Origin of the sequence: Bacillus sp. PAMC28748, from assembly GCF_014250415.1 — a bacterium.
Taxonomy (GTDB): domain Bacteria; phylum Bacillota; class Bacilli; order Bacillales; family Bacillaceae; genus Bacillus; species Bacillus licheniformis.
The window spans coordinates 1622504-1641805 of the sequence record NZ_CP060192.1 but is presented as its reverse complement, the minus strand read 5'-3'; the positions used below and the strand labels follow the sequence as shown (position 1 = coordinate 1641805).

21 protein-coding genes are annotated in these 19302 nt (G+C 47.2%); 8 read left to right on the top strand and 13 right to left on the bottom strand.

What is annotated here, in order from left to right:
• Window positions 1-6: 6 nt before the first annotated feature.
• Window positions 7-576 (bottom strand): non-oxidative hydroxyarylic acid decarboxylases subunit B, encoded by a 570-nt coding sequence (locus H7F26_RS08345; RefSeq protein WP_003178880.1) that lies wholly within the window; start codon window positions 574-576, stop codon window positions 7-9.
• Between the two features lie 122 nt (window positions 577-698).
• On the opposite strand from H7F26_RS08345, the gene H7F26_RS08340 reads away from it, so the two are divergent.
• Entirely contained in the window at window positions 699-1571 is an 873-nt protein-coding gene (locus tag H7F26_RS08340; RefSeq protein WP_003178879.1) for a LysR family transcriptional regulator, read from the top strand.
• Window positions 1572-1639: 68 nt separating this feature from the next.
• Here H7F26_RS08340 and rocF read toward each other — a convergent pair whose 3' ends face one another.
• From rocF to H7F26_RS08325, 3 genes are all read right to left on the bottom strand, one after another.
• Window positions 1640-2533 carry an arginase gene (gene rocF, locus H7F26_RS08335; RefSeq protein ID WP_003178878.1) on the bottom strand — a complete coding sequence of 298 codons (894 nt, stop codon included), beginning with the start codon at window positions 2531-2533 and terminating at the stop codon, window positions 1640-1642.
• Entirely contained in the window at window positions 2526-3929 is a 1404-nt protein-coding gene (locus H7F26_RS08330) for an amino acid permease (RefSeq protein WP_227592766.1), read from the bottom strand. The genes rocF and H7F26_RS08330 overlap by 8 nt, the downstream gene beginning before the upstream one ends.
• A gap of 213 nt (window positions 3930-4142) precedes the next feature.
• Window positions 4143-5345: an ornithine--oxo-acid transaminase gene (locus tag H7F26_RS08325; protein ID WP_003178876.1), complete on the bottom strand. Its 1203-nt coding sequence runs from the start codon at window positions 5343-5345 to the stop codon at window positions 4143-4145.
• 241 nt (window positions 5346-5586) lie between these two features.
• On the opposite strand from H7F26_RS08325, the gene H7F26_RS08320 reads away from it, so the two are divergent.
• The 4 genes from H7F26_RS08320 (at window position 5587) to H7F26_RS08305 (ending at window position 9384) form a co-directional block, all read left to right on the top strand.
• Window positions 5587-6999 (top strand): sigma-54 interaction domain-containing protein, encoded by a 1413-nt coding sequence (locus tag H7F26_RS08320; protein WP_017473992.1) that lies wholly within the window; start codon window positions 5587-5589, stop codon window positions 6997-6999.
• A 128-nt stretch (window positions 7000-7127) separates the two neighbouring features.
• A complete protein-coding gene (gene tcyA / locus H7F26_RS08315) occupies window positions 7128-7934 on the top strand; it encodes a cystine ABC transporter substrate-binding lipoprotein TcyA (RefSeq protein WP_009330207.1) in 807 nt (268 codons plus the stop codon).
• Window positions 7921-8625 carry an amino acid ABC transporter permease gene (locus H7F26_RS08310; RefSeq protein WP_003178869.1) on the top strand — a complete coding sequence of 235 codons (705 nt, stop codon included), beginning with the start codon at window positions 7921-7923 and terminating at the stop codon, window positions 8623-8625. Before tcyA ends, H7F26_RS08310 begins: the two co-directional genes overlap by 14 nt.
• Before the next feature lie 15 nt (window positions 8626-8640).
• A complete protein-coding gene (locus H7F26_RS08305) occupies window positions 8641-9384 on the top strand; it encodes an amino acid ABC transporter ATP-binding protein (protein WP_003178866.1) in 744 nt (247 codons plus the stop codon).
• 38 nt (window positions 9385-9422) lie between these two features.
• Here the strand turns inward: H7F26_RS08305 and H7F26_RS08300 are convergent, their stop codons facing one another.
• Window positions 9423-11147, bottom strand: coding sequence for a methyl-accepting chemotaxis protein (locus H7F26_RS08300; protein ID WP_003178861.1), 1725 nt, complete (start codon window positions 11145-11147; stop codon window positions 9423-9425).
• Window positions 11148-11161: 14 nt separating this feature from the next.
• On the bottom strand, window positions 11162-12823 hold the full coding sequence (locus H7F26_RS08295) for a pyridoxal phosphate-dependent decarboxylase family protein (protein WP_003178859.1): 1662 nt from the start codon (window positions 12821-12823) through the stop codon (window positions 11162-11164).
• Between the two features lie 237 nt (window positions 12824-13060).
• On the opposite strand from H7F26_RS08295, the gene H7F26_RS08290 reads away from it, so the two are divergent.
• Window positions 13061-13300 carry a hypothetical protein gene (locus H7F26_RS08290; RefSeq protein ID WP_009330209.1) on the top strand — a complete coding sequence of 80 codons (240 nt, stop codon included), beginning with the start codon at window positions 13061-13063 and terminating at the stop codon, window positions 13298-13300.
• 40 nt (window positions 13301-13340) lie between these two features.
• On the opposite strand, the gene H7F26_RS08285 is transcribed toward H7F26_RS08290, so the two are convergent.
• Genes H7F26_RS08285 through H7F26_RS08270 form a run of 4 tightly spaced genes read right to left on the bottom strand, consistent with a single transcriptional unit; the run spans window position 13341 to window position 15899 of the window.
• A complete protein-coding gene (locus tag H7F26_RS08285; protein ID WP_009330211.1) occupies window positions 13341-13520 on the bottom strand; it encodes a hypothetical protein in 180 nt (59 codons plus the stop codon).
• Window positions 13521-13532: 12 nt separating this feature from the next.
• Window positions 13533-14432 carry an ABC transporter permease subunit gene (locus tag H7F26_RS08280; protein WP_003178852.1) on the bottom strand — a complete coding sequence of 300 codons (900 nt, stop codon included), beginning with the start codon at window positions 14430-14432 and terminating at the stop codon, window positions 13533-13535.
• Entirely contained in the window at window positions 14413-15342 is a 930-nt protein-coding gene (locus H7F26_RS08275) for an ABC transporter ATP-binding protein (protein ID WP_003178850.1), read from the bottom strand. Before H7F26_RS08275 ends, H7F26_RS08280 begins: the two co-directional genes overlap by 20 nt.
• Before the next feature lie 26 nt (window positions 15343-15368).
• Entirely contained in the window at window positions 15369-15899 is a 531-nt protein-coding gene (locus H7F26_RS08270) for a hypothetical protein (protein WP_003178848.1), read from the bottom strand.
• Between the two features lie 255 nt (window positions 15900-16154).
• Here H7F26_RS08270 and H7F26_RS08265 point away from each other — a divergent pair, with 255 nt between their 5' ends.
• Window positions 16155-16817, top strand: coding sequence for a YczE/YyaS/YitT family protein (locus H7F26_RS08265; RefSeq protein WP_003178846.1), 663 nt, complete (start codon window positions 16155-16157; stop codon window positions 16815-16817).
• Here the strand turns inward: H7F26_RS08265 and H7F26_RS21895 are convergent.
• The 3 genes from H7F26_RS21895 to H7F26_RS08255 form a co-directional block, all read right to left on the bottom strand.
• Window positions 16743-17150 carry a GyrI-like domain-containing protein gene (locus tag H7F26_RS21895; protein ID WP_074788389.1) on the bottom strand — a complete coding sequence of 136 codons (408 nt, stop codon included), beginning with the start codon at window positions 17148-17150 and terminating at the stop codon, window positions 16743-16745. The two genes, H7F26_RS08265 and H7F26_RS21895, sit on opposite strands and share 75 nt — an antisense overlap.
• Window positions 17101-17484 (bottom strand): GyrI-like domain-containing protein, encoded by a 384-nt coding sequence (locus H7F26_RS21890; RefSeq protein ID WP_003178845.1) that lies wholly within the window; start codon window positions 17482-17484, stop codon window positions 17101-17103. Before H7F26_RS21890 ends, H7F26_RS21895 begins: the two co-directional genes overlap by 50 nt.
• A gap of 245 nt (window positions 17485-17729) precedes the next feature.
• Entirely contained in the window at window positions 17730-18545 is an 816-nt protein-coding gene (locus H7F26_RS08255; RefSeq protein WP_003178844.1) for an alpha/beta hydrolase, read from the bottom strand.
• 69 nt (window positions 18546-18614) lie between these two features.
• On the opposite strand from H7F26_RS08255, the gene H7F26_RS08250 reads away from it, so the two are divergent.
• Window positions 18615-19295, top strand: a complete 681-nt coding sequence (locus tag H7F26_RS08250; protein WP_185855272.1) for a 4'-phosphopantetheinyl transferase family protein — start codon at window positions 18615-18617, stop codon at window positions 19293-19295.
• Window positions 19296-19302 lie beyond the last annotated feature (7 nt).

Genomic DNA, 19302 nt, shown 5'->3' with positions numbered 1-19302 from the left:
TCCTCCTTATTTCTCCTGTTTCATACCTTCCCAGCGCTTCGCTTCAGACAGATGGATGCCAAATTGGTCCAGCGTCCGAAATACGATATGATCGACCATTTCGGTCAGATTTTGGGGATGATTATAAAAAGCCGGCATCGGCGGCAGGATCACCGCCCCCATTTTTGTCAGCTCAAGCATGTTTTCAAGATGAATCTGGTTCAGCGGCGTCTCCCTTGTTAACAGAACGAGCTTTTTCCGTTCCTTCAGCATGACGTCCGCCGAACGGGTCAAGAGGTTATCCGCCATACCGGTGCGGATGCCCGCCAACGTCTTCATACTGCACGGTGCGACAATCATTCCGTCCGTTTGAAAGGAACCGCTTGAAATGCGGGCCGCCTGGTCTTTGTGGGAATACGTAAAAGATGCGAGCTTTTCCACGTCTTTCATCGTATATCCCGTTTCGTGCAGGATCGTTGCCGCTGCCCACGGAGAGATGACAAGGTGTGTCTCTGCGTCGGTTTTCTTCAGCCACTCCAGCATCCGCACGCCAAATACCGCGCCGGTCGCGCCCGTGATTCCGACGATGATGTTCATATGCGCCCCCCCTTTCCTTCCTGGTGCTTCAGTTAAAATGATACGCCTCTATTTACCATATTGAAAATATCTGTTAAATCTATATATAATACTCTAAAGGTATAAAAAGGAGTGCCGTGAAAATGGATATTCGCCAGTTAAAATACTTCGTTACAATCGCCCGGGAAGGAAAAATTACAACGGCGGCGAAGCGGCTCCATATTGCACAGCCGCCGCTCTCCAGGCAGTTGAAGCAGATGGAAGAGGAGCTCGGAGTCGTTTTATTTGACCGGAACAAAAAGAAAAACCTGACGTTGACCTACGAAGGAGAAGTTTTTTTGAAAAGAGCAAAAGAAATCCTGCACAAGCTTGAGGATTCCATCTTGGAGGTGCGGGAGCTGCGTGAAGAAGTCAACGGAACCCTTGCCGTCGGCTCGACGATTTACTGCGCGGCCCTGCTGCTCTCAAAAGTCTCGAAGATCAGAGATATGTATCCGAATTTAATGTTTAACATTTGGGAAGGTGAGCCTTCACGGCTAAGCGAGCTCCTGGAAAGCCGGCAGATCGATGCAGCCGTCACGACAACGCCTATCCACAGCAAAAACACCGAATCAAAAAGCCTGCCGGAGGTTCCATGCAAGCTTGTTCTTCCAGGGAATCAGTCGTATGGCTTAAAAGGAGAAGCCGGAATGAAAGAAATTGCCGGCCTGCCGCTGATTCTGCTCAGGCCGTCGCACGGAAAAGGGATTTACGACGAGGTCGTCCATCACTTTCAATCATCTGGCCTCGAACCGAGGGTCGTTTGTGAGTGCCATGATTCTACAACGCTTCTCAGCCTCGTCACTTCGGGATTCGGAGCGACGATTCTGCCGCTGTCCATGCTGCCGGCGCATTTTGCACGGCATGTTCAGACATTGGAAATTCAAAACAATCCGTTCATTCTGCAGCCGTCTGTCGTTTGGAGGGCCGGCAGTTTTCTGCCGAAGCCTGTGAGAGAATTTTTGGCTTTATTTTGATAAGCGCCCGGGAATGCGCCAATAAAAAAAGAGAAGGCATCATGCCGATGCCCTCTCCTTCGCATTGGTTACAGCAGTTTCTTCCCTAACAATGATTCGATCAGTTCGACGGCCGCCTCACCGGTTTTATTTTTATGATCCAGTATCGGGTTGACTTCAACAAACTCGGCGGATGTAATGATATCTGCGTCATAGAGCATTTCCATCGCCAAATGGCTTTCCCTGTAGCTGATGCCTCCGACGACAGGGGTGCCGACTCCCGGAGCGTCACTCGGATCAAGACCGTCCAGATCAAGGCTCAGATGGATGCCGTCGCAATTTGCTGACAAATACTCGATCGTTTCCTCCATTACCTTCGTCATGCCGAGCCTGTCAATTTCATGCATGGTATAGACTTTCATGCCGGTTTCACGGATATATTTGCGCTCTCCTTCATCAAGCGAGCGCGCACCGATGATGACGACGTGCTCCGGTTTGATTTTCGGCGCATAGCCGTGGAGGTTGACCAGCTTTTCGTGGCCGACACCGAGACTTACCGCCAGCGGCATGCCGTGGATGTTGCCTGACGGCGATGTCTCAAGCGTATTTAGGTCTCCGTGTGCGTCATACCAAATCACGCCGAGCTGTTGATAATGCTTGGCTACACCCGCCAATGTCCCGATGGCAATGCTGTGGTCTCCGCCCAGCACGAGCGGGAAGCGGCGCTGCTCGACGACATTGTCGACGATATCGGCCAGCTTGCGGTTTCCTTCCAGTACGGAAACTAAATTTTTCAGCCCTTCGTCTCCTTTTGGCTGATCGCGGTTGATCGGCACATCGCCCAGATCATCGATATCATAGCCCAGCTCGTTTAAGCGCTCCACGATATGAGCGTAGCGAATCGCGCTCGGTCCCATATCCACACCGCGCCGCGCCTGCCCCAAGTCCATCGGCATTCCAATCAAAGAAACTTGTTTATTCATCAATAACCACCTCATCGTTTGTTTTGTTTTGATAGATCATTGCTTCTTGTCGATCAAGAGCCTGGCGTTTTTTCACAAACACGTGATAAACAAAGTAGCAGGCCGACATGAATAAAATCCCGCAGTACAATGCCATCCTCTGCTCTGAATCAAAAGCGAGGCTCACAAGGACGGCGCTGTTTAAAATAAATCCCGTCAGCGGCAAATAAGGATAAAGAGGCGTTTTAAATTTTAAGTCTTCAACCTTTCCGCCTTCTTTGACATATCGTCTGCGAAATAGCAGCTGTGATACCGTAATCGTGATCCAGCCGACTTGCGCGCTTAAACCGGCTAGAGACAAAAGCCAAATGTAGAGCGTTTCTGCTGCGACTACGCTTGAGATGAGGGACAAACCCGCAAAACCGAGCGTGATCCAAAGCGCATTCATCGGAATACCTCTTTTATTGACCCGGCTTAAAGCCTGAGCGGCCATTCCCTCTTTCGCCAGGGAATAAAGCATCCTCGTCGATGCGTACAAGCCCGAATTCGCCACCGATAACAAAGCAATTAAAATAACAAAGTTCATCAGATCGGCGGCATACGGAATGCCGATTTGTTCAAATACCACAACGAACGGACTTTCAACAACCCCCGCTTTTTCCCATGGAATCAATCCCGCCAGTACAAATACGGACAGGCCGAAAAACACCAGTGTCCGCCAGACCGTCTGTTTGATGGAGCGGGGCACCGTTTTTTCCGGATTTTCGCTTTCCCCCGCCGCGATCCCGATCAGCTCCGTCCCCTGAAAGGCAAAGTTGACGGTGATCATCGTGATAAAGATCGCGCCGAATCCGTTTGGAAAAATTCCGTCTCCAATCAGATTGGAAAAGAACGGTGCAGCCTGTCCGTCTTTCAAGTCGATGAGTCCGAACATCGCGCCTCCGCCGAGAATAATAAACAGAAGAATGACGATAATTTTGATGCCGGACAGCCAAAATTCCGATTCCCCGAAAGCCTTTGCCGATAAAGCATTGAGTGAAAAAAGCAGCAGCCCGAAAATCAAGCACCATATCCAGACGCCGACATCGGGAAACCATCTTTTCATCAGCTGCCCCGCTGACAAAAATTCCAAAGCAACAGTAACCGACCAGCCGAGCCAATAGATCCAGCCGACGGCAAACCCTGTAGCAGGCCCGATAAATTTTGTCGCGTACGCCTGAAAAGAGCCTGAAACCGGCATTGCCACAGCGAGCTCCCCAAGGCAGAGCATCGTAAAATACATGATCATTCCGCCCGCTAAATAGGAAAGAATCGCGCCGATCGGTCCGGCTTCATTAATCGTATAACCTGTTCCGAGAAAAAAGCCGGTTCCGATGACGCCGCCAAGCGAGATCATAAACAAATGGCGGGATTTCATCGTTCGTTTCAGTGTATATTGTTCACGGTTTTCATGATTCAAACCGCCTTCACCCCTTCCGTTTCAATTCTCCCTAATGTCAGCTCCCCCTATGACATATAGACTATTTTTTAAATCTTCTGAACATTTTCCTGATATTTCAATTTTTGACAAACTTCGCACAGACAGCGAAAAAACGGGCTGAACAATCCCCTTATTGTTCAGCCGTTCGCTTTACTTCGACAAAACACGGGTAATCTTTTCAATCGCCCAATCCAGATCCTCATGAGAAATGACAAGAGGAGGTGCAAAGCGAATTACCGTCTCATGCGTTTCTTTGCAGAGCAGCCCTTCTTCTTTCAGGCGCTCGCAATACGGACGCGCCGCCTCGGTCAGCTCTACCCCGATGAACAGCCCCCTGCCGCGCACTTCTTTGATTTTAGGATTATCAATTTGCGAGAGCTTTTCTTTAAAGTATTCCCCAAGCTCCAGCGACCGTTCAGCGAGCCGCTCGTCTTCCAGCACTTCAAGAGCTGCGATCGATACGGCGCATGCAAGCGGGTTCCCTCCAAAGGTCGATCCGTGTGAGCCCGGATTAAACACGCCAAGCACATCCCGGTTTGCTGCAATGCACGATATCGGGAACACGCCGCCTCCGAGCGCTTTACCTAAAATGTACATATCCGGTGTGACGTCCTCCCAATCAGAGGCGAACATTTTCCCTGTACGTGCAAGCCCTGACTGTATTTCATCGGCGATAAACAAGACATTGCGCTCTTTGCAGACTTCAGCAGCCTGCTTCAAAAAGCCTTCCGGCGGAATGACAATTCCCGCTTCACCTTGAATCGGCTCAATTAAAAAAGCGGCTGTATTCGGTGTGATCGCCTGTTTCAGCGCTTCCAGATCCCCGTATGGAATCAGCTTGATGCCGGGAAGCATCGGTCCGAAACCGCGTTTATACTCTTCTTCTGAAGATAGCGACACAGCCAGCATCGTCCGGCCGTGAAAATTGCCTTCACATGCGATAATTTCCGCCTGATTGTCCGGAACGCCTTTTACATCATAAGCCCAGCGCCGCGCTGCTTTAACTGCGGACTCAACCGCTTCCGCACCGGTGTTCATCGGCAGAACCATGTCCTTCCCCGTTAATGAAGCGACCTTTTCATAAAAAGGACCAAGCTGGTCATTGTGAAAAGCTCTCGAAGTCAGGGTGATTTTGTCTGCCTGATCTTTTAACGCCTGGATGATTTTCGGGTGCCTGTGCCCTTGATTCACTGCGGAATAAGCGCTCAGCATATCCATGTATCGGTTGCCTTCCGGATCTTTCACCCACGCGCCTTCCGCTTCAGAAATCACGATCGGCAGAGGATGATAGTTATTCGCGCCAAAATGTGCGGTTTGCTTCATAATTTTCTCGGACTTTGATAGAACCGTCATTCTGATTCCTCCTTCTTATTTTTGGACATACATGCCAGATGTCGTATTTTGTTTCACACTATCTTATATGCAAGTATCGTGCCAACTCTTAATACCGCAAATTTTCAGAACATTGCATGTGTAACTCGCAAAAAATTTTGCGGTTTTTATGCAAAGGTGCAAAAATAAATGCATATTTTTTTGCACCCTTATCAAGTCTTCACTTAAAATGGAGACAGATACGAACAAAGGGGGATATCAATTGCTGAAGGATTATGATTTTCTGAAACTTATTTTTCAAGGAATTATAGATGAAATCGATATCGGCTTGCATGTCGTCGATGAAAACGGCACATCTGTTGTCTATAACAAAAAGATGAGCCAGATTGAAGGGATGGATGTCGGCGATGTGCTCGGCAAAAACGTGCTGGACGTGTTTACGTTTGCCAGCCAGCATGACAGCACCCTCCTGCAGGCGCTGCATCACGGGAAAACGAACAAAAACGTCAAACAAACTTACTTTAATAACAAAGGACAGGAAATTACGACCGTCAATCATACATTCCCCATTATGGAAAACGGGAATACGAAAGGAGCGGTCGAGATTGCCAAAGATGTCACAAAGCTTGAACGCCTGATCAGAGAAAATATGAACAAAACAGAAAGCACAAAGTATACGTTTGACAGCCTGATCGGCGTCAGTCCGGCGTTCAAGGAAGTCATTGAACATGCAAAGCGGGCGACCCGGACCTCTTCCTCCATTCTGATCGTTGGCGACACCGGAACCGGAAAAGAACTGTTCGCCCAAAGTATACATAACGGAAGCCAGCGCTCAACGGGCCCATTCATCTCGCAAAACTGTGCAGCCCTCCCGGAAAGCCTTGTCGAAGGCCTATTATTCGGCACGGTCAAAGGCGCATTCACGGGAGCCGTGGATCGTCCGGGTCTTTTCGAACAAGCTGACGGCGGAACACTGCTCCTTGACGAAATCAATTCTTTGGACTTCAGATTGCAGGCAAAGCTTTTGCGCGCGATTCAAGAAAAAACGATCAGGCGGATCGGCGCTTCAAAGGATACTCCGATCGACGTCAGGATCATCACGACGATGAACGAAGATCCAGTCGACGCTGTCAGCGGCCAGAGGCTGCGAAAAGATTTGTATTACAGGCTGAGCGTCGTCACCTTGTTTATTCCTCCATTAAAAGACCGGAAGGAAGATATTATGCCGCTCACGCAGCATTTTATCGACAAATACAACGCATTGTTCCAAATGGAGGTCAAGGGTTTTGAAGAAGAGGTGCGGCGGTTCCTGCTTTCATACGATTGGCCGGGAAACGTCAGGGAGCTTGAACATTTAATTGAAGGCGCCATGAATTTGATGTCCTACGAAGACAAAATCGAGCTGACGCACCTTCCATTGCAATACAGGACGAAACCAGCGGCAAAAGAGCAGCTGCCGCAGCAGGGCTATGATCTGTTCGCCCCGCTTCCTTCCGCCTCGGCCGCTCCTTTAAAGGAACAAATCGAGAATGCCGAAAAGTATTATATTCAAAAAACCGTTAAAAAATGCAATTACAATGTGTCACAAGCGGCTCGGGTGCTGGGGATCAGCAGGCAAAGCCTGCAATACAGGCTTAAAAAATGGAAGATCCGCTTCGATCAGGAATCAGAATGATCTTCTCTCCCTTTCATCACTAAAAACGTATTTCTTGACTCATACTAAAAAAGGTTTATGCTTTACTTTTGTAAGAGCCTTAAGTAAAATCATATCAACTAAATCCAATCAGTAAAGTGGGGAATAAAATGAAGAAAGCAATATTCGCTGTATTATTGACGCTGTTGATCACCGTGATGGCCGCATGCGGCGCGTCAGGGGACAATTCCAAGGATAAAAACGCAGCCGGCGACAGCCTCTGGTCTTCAATTAAAGATAAAGGCGTATTGACAGTCGGTACTGAAGGAACGTACGAACCTTTTACATTCCACGATAAAAAAACAGATAAATTAACAGGTTATGATGTCGAAGTGATGCAGGAAGTCGCCAAGCGCCTCAACCTGAAAGCTGAATTTAAAGAAACGCAGTGGGACAGCATGTTTGCCGGACTCAACTCAAAGCGTTTTGACGTCGTTGCCAACCAAGTCGGGAAAAAAGACCGTGAAGATCAGTACGATTTTTCTGATTCATATACAACTTCCCAAGCCGTCGTTGTCACAAAAGCGGACAACAACGATGTAAAGTCTGAAGGAGATGTCAAAGGGAAAAAAGCCGCGCAGTCTTTGACAAGCAACTATAATGACCTTGCGAAAAACGCCGGCGCTGAAATCGAAGGCGTAGAAGGAATGGCTCAAGCGTTTCAGCTGATTCAGCAGGGCCGTGTCGACCTCACCTATAACGATAAACTGGCGGTGCTGAACTATTTGAAGACGTCAGGAAACAAAAACCTGAAAATCGCTTTTGAAACAGGCGAGCCGCAAACTACGCATTTTGCTTTCCGCAAAGGAAGCGGCGAACTGGTTGACAAGGTCAACTCCGCGCTGAAGGACATGAAAGAGGATGGCACACTCGCGAAAATAGCGAAGAAATGGTTTGGCGAAGATGTTTCTAAGTAATATACAAGCGGCGGCCATCGGCCAGGCGATCCCGTGGGATCTTGTGCGTGAGTCATTTTGGCCGATCTTTTTAAGGGGAATCTATTACTCGATTCCCCTTGCCATTCTCTCTTTTATATTCGGTATGATCATCGCATTGATCACGGCGCTGGCGAGAATGTCCAAATCCCGCATTTTAAGAGCGGTTTTCGGCATTTATGTCTCAGCGATCCGCGGAACGCCGCTGCTCGTTCAGCTGTTCATTATTTTTTACTTGTTTCCAGCGTTTCAAGTCACGATCGACCCGTTTCCGAGCGCAATCATTGCCTTTTCATTAAATGTCGGCGCTTATGCGTCGGAAATCATCAGGGCTTCCATCCTTTCCGTTCCGAAAGGACAGTGGGAGGCGGCTTATTCGATTGGAATGACTCAAAAAACGGCGCTTACCAGGGTCATCCTGCCGCAGGCTGTGCGCGTGTCAATTCCGCCATTATCCAATACATTCATCAGCTTGGTTAAAGATACATCGCTTGCGTCACAGATTCTTGTTGCTGAATTATTCCGGAAGGCCCAGGAAATCGGGGCCGGCAATCTTGACCAAATTTTAATCATTTATATGGAAGCCGCATTCATCTATTGGATCATCTGCTTTGTTCTCGCGCTTGTTCAGCAGCAGATTGAACGGCGTTTGGACCGGTATGTGGCCAAGTAAGGAGGGAAATAGACCATGCTTGCGATCAAAGGGCTGAATAAATCCTTCGGCGAAAATGAAATCTTAAAAAAAATCGATCTGAACATCGAAAAAGGAAAAGTGATCGCCATTTTAGGGCCTTCCGGTTCCGGCAAAACGACGCTGCTTCGCTGCCTGAACGCTTTGGAAATTCCAAACCGCGGCATTCTTTCTTTTGACGATTTCACCATCGATTTTTCCAAGAAAAATAAACCTGCTGACCTCCTCCGCCTGCGGAGAAAGTCGGGAATGGTATTCCAGGCCTATCACCTGTTCCCGCACCGCACCGTGCTCGAAAATGTGATGGAAGGGCCTGTAAAAGTGCAAAAGCGCAATAAAGAAGAGGTCAAAAAGGAAGCCGTTCAGCTTCTGCAAAAGGTCGGCCTTGAAGACAAAATGGATCTCTACCCATTCCAGCTTTCCGGGGGACAGCAGCAGCGCGTCGGGATCGCCCGCGCCCTGGCCATCAAACCTGAGCTGATGCTTTTTGACGAGCCAACATCGGCTCTGGACCCCGAGCTGGTCGGCGAAGTGCTGAAAGTCATGAAAGACCTTGCAAATGAGGGCTGGACGATGGTTGTCGTCACCCACGAAATCAAATTCGCGCAGGATGTCGCAGACGAAGTCGTCTTTATCGACGGCGGCGTCATCGTCGAACAGGGCCCGCCTGAACAAATCTTCTCAGCCCCTAAGGAAGAACGAACAAAACAGTTTTTAAACCGGATTTTGAATCCTGTATAAACAAAACAGCCTGATCAAGAGAGATCAGGCTGTTCTTTTTATTCAGCGGCCAGTTTAAACTTGGATGCCGCCTGATTCAATTCTTCCGACAAAGCGGAGAGCTGCTGAATGGCCGATGCGATTTCCTGCATGCCGGCGCTTTGCTGCTCCGCTGCCGCAGCGACTTCTTCAGAGCCTGCCGCCTGCTCTTCGGTAACGGCGGAAATCTGCTCCATCGCAGACGAAATGGTTTGATACGATTTTTCGACTTTTAACAAGGACTGAAGCAATTGATCTGTGCGTTCGGCGAATTGAGAAATTCCTTTAAAAATTCCTGAAAAATTCTCGTATGTGCCATTGATTAAAATCTGCCCTTTGTCAACCGCTTCGTTTCCTTCCTGAATGCGTTCCATGACAAGCCGGCTGCTCTCCTGCGTGCCCGCCACAAGCTGGGAAACGGATAAAGCGGCATCTGCCGAACGTTCAGAAAGCTTTCTGACTTCTCCGGCAACAACCGCAAAGCCCTGGCCTTCCTCACCGACCCGGGCGGCTTCAATGGAAGCATTGAGCGCCAGCAAATTCGTCTGTTCAGCAATAGAGGAAATCATTCCGATGACTTTTTCAATTTCTTCTGTATGGTTTTGCATCTCTGATGCCGCTTGTTTGGACTCTTCCATCACGTTTTTAATCGTCTGGGTCTGCCGCAATGTTTCTTCGACAAGCTCCTGCCCCGTCTTGGAATCCTTGCTGACGCCCTCGGCAACGTTCTTCATCTCGTTCACTTTTTCTGTGACATGTGTAAGCTGCTGATCGATTTCGGCAGCCGATGTATGACAATCCGAAACTGAAGAGACAACCTCGTTGATTCCCTCGCTCATGCTGTTCATCGATTCAGCCACTTGAGCTGCGCTTTCGCTCGATTCAGCCGATACATTTTTCAGCTGCAGGCTCGTCTTGGATACCTCTTCAGAGGAAGCTGAAATATGTCCAATCAATTGTTGTAAATTTTCGCTCATCCGCTTGAACGATTCGGCAAGCTTTCCTGCTTCGTCCCGGCTCTTGACAGAAATGTCGGCCGATAGATCGCCGTCGGCAATTTTTTCTGAAGCCTTCATCAGCTGCCTGATCGGCTTCGCGATGTAAGAACCGAGAAAATAGGCCATGACCATTCCGAGCAGCAAGACAAATGCTGAGATCGCAATTGTATACCATTTCGCTTTTGCCGCTGTCTCCGGAATCACGGAAGCATCAAGGTCGATCCCCAAAATTCCCACCTTTTCTCCTGAGCCGTTCTCAAGCGGCAGAAAAATCGACTGGTGGATGCCGTATTCGTCCTCATACACGTCGCTTACCGTCTCTTTGTTTGTCGTCAAGGCTTCTTTCATTTCAGGAGAAAAGCTGTAATCCGTGCCGAAATCATCGGGCGTATCCGACAGCACGAGAATCCGCTCCTTCCCGCCTTCATTGGAAAGGATATAAATATTCTCAAGTTTGTTTTTCTTTTTCAGGCTGTCCACAGCCATTTTTGTCTGCTTGTAAAGCGGACCGTCTGCGGAATCGATCTCAAGCGGATTCCCGTCCAGACGTTTGATTTGATTTTCAGCAAGATGAATATCGGTATAAAGGCGGTTTTGGAACTGCTGTTTCAGCTGCTCTGACAAGTCTTTGCTGATAAAAGTAAACACGGCTGAAAATGATGCGATCGTGATTAAAAGCACTAAGGCGACGCCAATCATAATTTTGACTGAAATGTGTTCTGTTAGCTTTTTCTTCAACGTTTTCATCGTCTATATCCCCTTTAATTTGTCATGAGAGACCCATGCTCCCGGAAGACTTCCTCAATAGTTTCTTTTAAATAATCGATAATTCCCGGGACATGTTCAGGCATGGTATACGGAGAAATGACGAAAAACTTGCTGACGCAAAGCGGTAATTCAACCCCTTCACAGGACTTCACAAGCAAGTGTTTTTTCGTATCGCCAAAAAACATCTTGTCCCTTTTTGTTCCGAGCTTTTCAAATAATTTTTCAGTAAGCGCATTGTTTCTTTCCAGCTCTTCAATGGTGCATGCTCCCGAAATTTCGTCTTCAAATCTAGGCGCCCCTTCAGGATAAATGCGAAACAGCGTAGACATGCCGCAGTTGTCCGGGTTCACAATATCGGCCTCCGGAATCTGCCGAGACAGCTGTTCCCTAAAATGCAGGTTGACTTCAAGGAACTGGGCAAGCAGCTTTTGATAGCCTTCATAGCCAAATGCCATCAATGCGCTGTACATACTGATCGAACTGGCCATGCGCGAACATTCCAGCGTGTAGCCCGTATGGTAGTCCCCATAGCCGCGGTGGCCGACATACGGCGTCTCATCGGGATCCAGATCGATCCGTTTTAAGTCATTGCGATCCTTCACAAGAAACAGGCTCGTCACATAAGGCGTCTGCCCGAGCTTCTGAAAATCAAAGCAAAGCGAATCGGCAGCATGCAGATGCCTCATTTTTTCCTGAATCGGTTTGATCATGCTGAGGACACCGGGACTGAAGGATAAAGCGTTCTCATTCAGATCGTACTCATTAAAAAAGGCAAAAAATCCTCCCAGGGCGGAATCGGCGTGGATATGCGGAACCGGCAGCCCGAAGCTCTTCGCGGTTTCTTCAGCCGCACGGCGGACAGCGCTCACATCATCGATGCCGATCGCATCTGTCGTTCCCGTCGTGGCTACGATATAGACGGGAATGCCCCCGGCTTCGCATACTTGTCTAAGCTTCTCTCGCAAATCTTCCGTATCCATGGAATGGTCGAGATTTGTTTTGACTTTAATTAAATGATCGCTGCCGAGTCCTGCGGCTTCCATCGACTTATACAAGCTGTAATGAGCCGCTTCAGAACAAAACGCATAGAAATTGCCGGGAACCCCTTCTTTTAGGGATGACGGAGCCATTTTGGCAATCGCGATTCTGAGGCCGCTGTATACCGCCCCTTGTCCTCCCCACGTTGTATATCCTCCGCTTGTTTCGGCATCATACCCAGCAAGCTTTGACATCATCGCTGTAACCTTCACTTCCGCCTCCGCTCCGGCTGGACCGTACACATCCCACAGGTTATTGCCATTGACCATAAACGCCGTAAGCATGCCTAATATCCCCGGGATGCTGGCCATCGGCAGAATGTTCGTGAAAAAGTATTTGGTGTGATACGGATGGCCGTGCAACAGCTTCAACAGCTCTTCGTTAACCTCTTTCATCGGCGCACCTTCATGCGGAATCCGACTCTCTGCAACCAGCTTTTCATAAAAGAAGCCCTCTCGGTTCTTCTCGCCGCCAAGGTTGACCTGATCCGGATTTTTCAGGTTGTCCACTCCCTCGATCAGCTGCTCGATCAATGATAGGAACTCGTTTCGTTTTGCTTCATTTCCGTCCTCGCTCGGAAACCATCTCTGTACATCCGGTGTATTGCGTTGCTGCATGATTTTCTCTCCTGCCTTGTCTTTTATATTTCAGAAAAAGATTTCACTTGCCATATCGGTATAATATTCCTATATTTTTAGGCCTTCGCTCAAAAAGTTCATGAAATTGTTTTATCTTTTACATTTTCTCCAAAATAAAAAAACTTCTTAACAATAGATTAAGAAGTTTTTGAATCATCCAAGCGTTGTATTCGTACAATAGAATGATAAATTCATATTGGAAAGGATTTCTTTAAAATGAACCACGAAAAAGAGAAAAAGAGAAAAAGAGAAAAAGAGAAAAAGACATTCAGTATGAGAATGGTGCTCAATGTGGTCGGTCTATTCGCCTTTATCGGCATGACAGTCGGCGCATATACCCAGGCTTATTACTTGGATGAACATCTCGAACTCCTCCGCTTCGCATACATGACGGCATTAGAGTGGAAAGAATTTTTTTGTTTGTGTCCGGGACGGCCGTCATCTATTTCGTTTTAGCAAACGTTCTTTTATACAAGAAAAAACGCTGAAGAAAGGATTAGTGCTTTCGTCTTCTCCATTCCTTCATTTCCTCTATAAAGGCAAGATACAGACAGACGATTAAGGCAATGATCAAAGCGATCCAAACGGGCATCGCCAGAAAAGGTGCATAAAACAACAGCGCCAGACAGGCTAAAAAGGCAAGACAGATCAGCCTAACTAAAAAAATCAACGCCATTCCCCCCTTTTTTCATAAAATCTGCTGTTTTTTCGCTGCAAACTGCTGAACCGCAATGACAACAAAGAGCCAGCATACAAGAACAGCCCAAGCGCCCGGTTCGCCCATCGGCTCTGTCAAATAGGGCTGGCCGATGATGCTTCCGTCGACATAAATAAAATGGTGAACCATGAGGGATTGATAAGCAGTCAATGGCAAAAAAGGCAGACTCATCATTTGCTCAGCATACGGGATCGCCAAGCTGATCAGCACACCCGCCAGCCGGCTTTTCGTCAACAGCGTGACAGTCATTCCTAGAACACTGTAAAATGTCAATCCGATCATTAAAAACAAAATTAATACCGGATAGGAGACAGCTGCATTCACTTCAAGAGAAGCGGCTAAGTCTGAATGTGCCGTGGCGAACGTCCAAGCCAGCCAACCGCCTGCCAGTCCAAGCAATAAAGCTGCAATAACCATAACAATAACCAGACTTAACAGTGCGCATAGTTTTCCAGAAACCGCTTTTCTCCATCCGATGTGAGCGGCTTTCATTTTCACAGTCCCCTGATGGTATTCGCTTCCGACAAGGTGAGATCCGATTATAATAAAAACAATTGGCCCAATGTTCGCGAGGATTAATAAAAACAGATTAGGAGTAACACTTGGATGAAGTCCTATGTACATACTACGCGCTATATCATCATTTTTTTCAATCTCCAATCCGCCGTTTTCAAGCTCTTCCTCCGCCCCATTCTTTTTCACTTCATCAATGACGGATTGGTGAATCTTTTCCTGTCTGCGTTCCTCGCCTTCAGCGCTTTGATATAAAGTGAGAAGCCCCCAGATAAAGCAACAAAATAATAACGCGATACAAACCCTCACAAGCATGCTATTCTTCAATTGATTCGTTTCAATTTTGAACGGATTCATACGTTAACCCTCTCTTTTCCGACTGAAATCCATCCTTGTAAATATCTGTCACCATTTTCCCCATTGACGCTTTTTCAGTCGATAGCTCTTGAAAATTCAGGGTGCTTCTCCTCACCTGATCAATCACGGCGCGGGCCTGTTCACCTGATTCGCAAACGATGCGGTATATTCCGGAAGAATCAGGTTCAGCTTCTGGAAACTGCACAGCTATTTCCCGATGGTCATCAGTTACAATTCGAACATATACGGGAAATGCTTGAACAAGTTTTACAATAGGACCGGAGAAGATAATTTTTCCACTTTGCAAAATCGCTATATTGTCAGCGAGATTTTCAATCGCGTCATAATTTTGCCCCGTAATCAAAATTGCACATCCCCTGGCAGTCATCTGTTTTAAAGCGATTTGGACCAGCTGCCATGACGGTGGGTCGAGGCCGATTGACGGCTCATCAAGAAACAAATATTTAGGTTTGCGCAATAACGCGGCCGCTACAGCTAAACGGTGTCTTTGACCCAGTGATAGCGCTTTTGCTTTTTGTTTTAAAAGTCCCTCATCCAATTTGAGCATGGCACAAACCTCCTGACTCCACTTTCGATCAAGGCTGTGTATACCTGATAAAAACTTTAGATTGTCAAGACCACTTTCATTAGGATAAACAGGAGGCTCATCAAACACGCAGCTGATCTTCTCCCGGATTTCCCCGACGCTTTGCCCGTCGAACAGCGCATTTCCTGCCTTCGGACTGATTAAGCCGAGAGCAACCTTTATCAAAGTTGTCTTTCCGGCTCCATTCTCGCCTGCCAAGAACGTGATGGAGGAGGGATCGGCATGGAAACTCACCCCCCTTAGCACATCCTTGGTACGATATTGATGTTGAATGTTTTTAAAGTTTATCCCTATTGTACCCATCGGTATGTCACCTTTCATATATAGCTTTAATTTGTATACCAACTGCCATTTGATTTAAATGAAACCTTTATTCTTGAGCTATAATTAGATCCAACTGGCCCCCATGGTGTTGGAACTCCCCAAGTGTATCTTACTTGTAAATTAGAACGTCCTGTTGCACCTTTCCCTGTATTGTACCAGTCCCAGCTTTTAGAGCTTCCTGATTTAAAATTCGGAGGAAGTGTCCACCAATCATTACTTAAAGCTCTGGGACTCTTATATAACTTACCGCTTCCGTAAGTGAAAGTAGTATCAGAGTAATGTCTGGCAACTACAATGTTTAAAAGACTTTTATAGCTCCTATTAACTGACACGGTTTTGATATATTTTTTCGCTTGTGTTGTTACTTCACCATCCTGTATGCTAATTGGCTGCGTATATGAATACACTGTTTCATCAATGAATTTATTCTCATCCAAAACCCCGTTATTGTTCTGTGGTTCTTGAGCATGTATTTTTGTTCCACCAACAAAAACAAACAATAAACCCAGGACAGCACTAATATAAAGTTTCTTCATGTTTACTCTCCTTTTTTAGAATGATCCCAAATCCATTAAAGTCTATATACCTTTTAAGCAACTATCCCTATAAAGATCACCTACTAGTAAATATTATACATTAATTTTATAAAATGGAAATATCTTTTAGTCAATTGTTATTTTAATAAAGTTTGGTACAAGTATTACACAAAATAAAACATTTTTTGGATATCACCCCACTGAAGAATATGATACAATGACAATTGATTGTTTTTTTGAAAAGAGGGGAATCCATTGAAGCGGGAACTTGTTTTGCGCTGGCTTTTTTATTTTGTCGGATTGATTGTTTTGTCTTTCGGGGTTTCTCTTACGATTGAAGGGAAAGTGCTCGGCATCGGTCCTTGGGATGCGTTTCACTACGGGCTGTATATGCTTTTGGGCCTTACGGTCGGCCAATGGGCGATTATTGTCGGGGCGGTCATCGTAGGTTTAACGTCCTTATTTACAAAAGCATGGCCGAAAATCGGCGCCGTGCTCAATATGCTGTTAATCGGTATTTTTATAGATTTCTTTACTTATATTCTTCCAGACCCGGAAACGTATATTTCAAGCACTGTCGTATTCGTGATCGGCGTTATTTTTATCGGTTACGGAGTCGGCATTTATGTATCGGCCGATCTCGGTGCGGGTCCGCGTGACTCCCTGATGCTTTTGATTTCCGAGAAAACGGGCTGGAACGTTCAGTGGGTCCGAAACGGAATGGAGCTGACGATTTTATTGATCGGCTGGCTGCTCGGCGGGCCGATCGGCATCGGTACTGTTTTAACCGCCATTTTAACCGGCCTGATTTTGCGGTTTTCTTTGCCGCAGTCCAAACAGCTTTTAAAAGCAGCAATGGCAGGAAGGCGCATCAGAGCTGCCAAGCCTGTACATATGTCGCTGAAAAAAAACGGATGAGCGTTTCATCCGTTTTTCTAGTTCAGGATTATTTCTGCTTACCACCGGTATCCAAATTTCGGTGATATGATCTTGCGCCATAATATCCCCGTCCTCAGGATAGGCTTCAAATTGCGGCTCGTTCGCCAGTTCATAGCCAGTCGCCGGAAAACATTCTGAGAAGATCCTTTCCCATGTGGCTTGACCAGCCGGATTGACGGGGCCGATGGCCTCAAAGACGGCCCAAGTTGCGGCGGGAATCGTTTTTTCGACACAGCCGGCAGGCGTGTAAGCGGTATTTTTTTCAAAAATTGAACGTATCGGGTTGATCGTTAAAATCCATGCAGACGCCAAGGAAGCCAAGCGGGCCGATGTGCGGTTTTAAAGAATCGGTAAAGCCGTTGTGATTTAATTCGTTCCAAAAAGCCGGAATATCCTTTTTGTTTTGACCATCCTTGACCGTAACCTCCAACGCTTTGCCGATCACCTGAAACGGTTCTTTTTCAACAATCTTGTAATCCATATCCTCCACTCCCTTTATTTGAATATGAAAGGATAGACGTGGAAATGCCCTGAGCGTCCGCCTTTTTCTCGGGCCTGTGAAGGGCTGATGCCGTGAAGGCGGCTGAAGGCCTCCCGATAATGATTCCGGTGTGCTGTAGCCGTATTTAAAAGCAGCATCAACCACTTGCAGTCAGCTCCTGCGCGGCGGCTGTCAGCCTTCTTTTCCGAATGTAATCGGCAAAGGTGACACCCGTCAGCATGTAGATCATCCGCTGATAATGAAATTTCGAACAATATGCGATTTTGGCGATGTCTTCGTGTTTCAGCGGCTGATCCAGTGCTTTTCAATATAATCGATGTTTTTCAGCCAAACGATTCAGAATGTCCATTGCTTCCGCGCCTCTCGTTTACAACGATACTTCATGCCAATCAGAAACTCCTGCCATTCCGTGCGCTGTTGTGACAGGAGCCAAACAGCCATTTAACGGCTTCCGGAAAACGCTTCGCAAACCGCTCAAGCCGATGTGAGCCACCTTCATCAATGACAAATTTCAGTTCTTTTTCGGAGGCGGCGCTTTCTGTTAACAGGCTGAAGGCTTCCTTTGTCCTCGGTATCATCTCTTTCTGCAGATTATCCCTGTCTGTCCCTTCCGTGCTTCCGACATCCATATAAATGCGCAGATGCTTATTCTCAAAGCGGTTATTCTTCATAAACTCGGTTATTCCTTCAAACCAGAAAGAACCTGACAAAGATCCGATTTTTCCAAAGGTCTCCGATGCTAGAAAAGCTGTGTAAACCGAGATCAACCCTCCGAACGACTTTCCGATGATTCCTGTTTGTTCACGGCTCGGATTTGTTCGGTAGTGCCGGTCGATATGAGGCTTGAGCCGATTGGCCAAAAAAGCGGCATATTCGTTGCCCTTCCCGCCGTACTCCCGTTTATTCGGCAGCAAATGCCGCTTGGGAAAAGGCGTGTATTCGCTTTCCCTGTCTTTTGGAGCCACTCCGACCAGCAGCAATTCCGGCACTTCCTGACTCGAAAACAGCTTTTCGATTGAGCGCAGACTGTTGCTGTATGCCGGATCGAATAAATCTCCCAGGTCATGGACGTATAGAACGGGATAGCGGTTTTCACCGCTCCCGTATGAAGGAGGAAGATAGATCAAAAGCTCCCTCCCGAAGCATGTATCTTTTATCAATGTTCCGTCTATCATGTTCATTACTCCATTCTGCACAAGTATCATGCCTATCTTTCCTGCTGTCTGTTTGCTAAAATGAAAGCAGAAAAATATCATGTGAAGAGGTTGCGTTTGATGAAGATTTACGCCGTTTATATGGATCAGCTGCCGGAAGCCGGTCAATTTAACCGAATGATGGCCATGGTGTCTGAAGAAAAGCGAAAAAAAGTGGGCAGATACAGATATCCCGAAGATGCCAGCCGGACGCTGATCGGAGAAGTGCTGGCGAGGAACATCATCAGCGAAACGTTTCATTTGCCGAATGAGCAGATCCGTTTTACAGAAGGAAGGTACGGCAAACCGGCTGCTGAAGGTCTGAACGACTTTCATTTCAACATTTCCCACTCCGGAAAATGGATCGTGTGCGGAGCCGGCGCGCAGCCGATCGGAGTGGATGTCGAAAAGATCAAGCCGATCAATTTCGACATTGCCAAACGGTTTTTTTCACCTTCCGAGCACGATGATCTCATGGAAAAGGACGAATCAGAACGCCTGTCGTATTTCTATCATTTGTGGACGATGAAAGAAAGCTTTATTAAACAGGCGGGAAAAGGCCTGTCTCTGCCGCTTGATTCCTTCTCCGTCAAACTGAACGAACAGGGGCGAGCTTCGGTGGAAACTCCCCCCGGCTATCCGCCTTGCTATATACAAGCCTATGAAATTGACCCCGGCTATAAAATGGCGGTGTGTTCCGCCGCACCTGAATTTCCCGGCCGGATTGTGATGAAAAGCTGCGCTGAACTGTCAATGCTTTAAAAAGTCC